The organism is Ferrovum myxofaciens, from assembly GCF_000735045.1.
GTDB lineage: Bacteria > Pseudomonadota > Gammaproteobacteria > Burkholderiales > Ferrovaceae > Ferrovum > Ferrovum myxofaciens.
Genome location: NZ_JPOQ01000153.1, coordinates 1 through 645, shown reverse-complemented (window position 1 = coordinate 645; position 645 = coordinate 1). Strand labels below are relative to the sequence as shown.

The following is a 645-nucleotide window of genomic DNA, read 5'->3' as shown; positions in this document are numbered from 1 at the left end:
CATGAAAAAGGAGGAAAATATCGAGTCATCGTGACCGATCACAGTACAATATAAGCGCGTAACCCCATGACCTAACCATCGGTCACGATAACCAGAATCACCGGTCATCTTCACCAGAATACGCAGGCAAGCGCAGCAAACGCTGCCACCCAATGCTGACGAATTGGGGCAGTTGGTGCCGTATGGCGTGGTGCTACGTTATGAGGAACTGCCCGATGATGAGCCACCTTTGTGTGAACCGACTTGGTTCATTGATATAGTAGAACAAACACTTGCCTGGGCTACAGCGAGTTTGGAACAGAGGGATTAAGATGACGATCACCAACCACGAACGCGTCGGGCATGTGTCGGCAGATAATCGCCAGACACAAGCCAAGTTTGCGTGCGTGGAATGCGGCTATGAGAACAACGCCGATAGGGTTGGCGCTATCAATATTTTAGAGCGAGGACATCGCTTGTTAGCCTGTGGAGAATCGGCGCAGTCAGGCCGTTCCGTGAAGCAGGAACCCACCGAAGTGACTCAACCCATCTCCGCGAGAATCCCCTCGCTTTAGCCATGGGGAGGAAAGCGGGAAGTTGGTTTTGACTTAGATTTGTCTTGCATTATATATCTAGCATCTGTATAATTAGTACATGAGCGATTAC

The 645-nt window shown here is 50.1% G+C and carries 1 protein-coding gene; it reads left to right on the top strand.

Features of this window, described 5'->3' with window-relative positions; all coding sequences use genetic code 11:
* The first annotated feature begins 311 nt into the window (after positions 1-311).
* Entirely contained in the window at positions 312-554 is a 243-nt protein-coding gene (locus tag IV91_RS0112030) for a zinc ribbon domain-containing protein (RefSeq protein ID WP_031598738.1), read from the top strand.
* Positions 555-645: the final 91 nt, after the last annotated feature.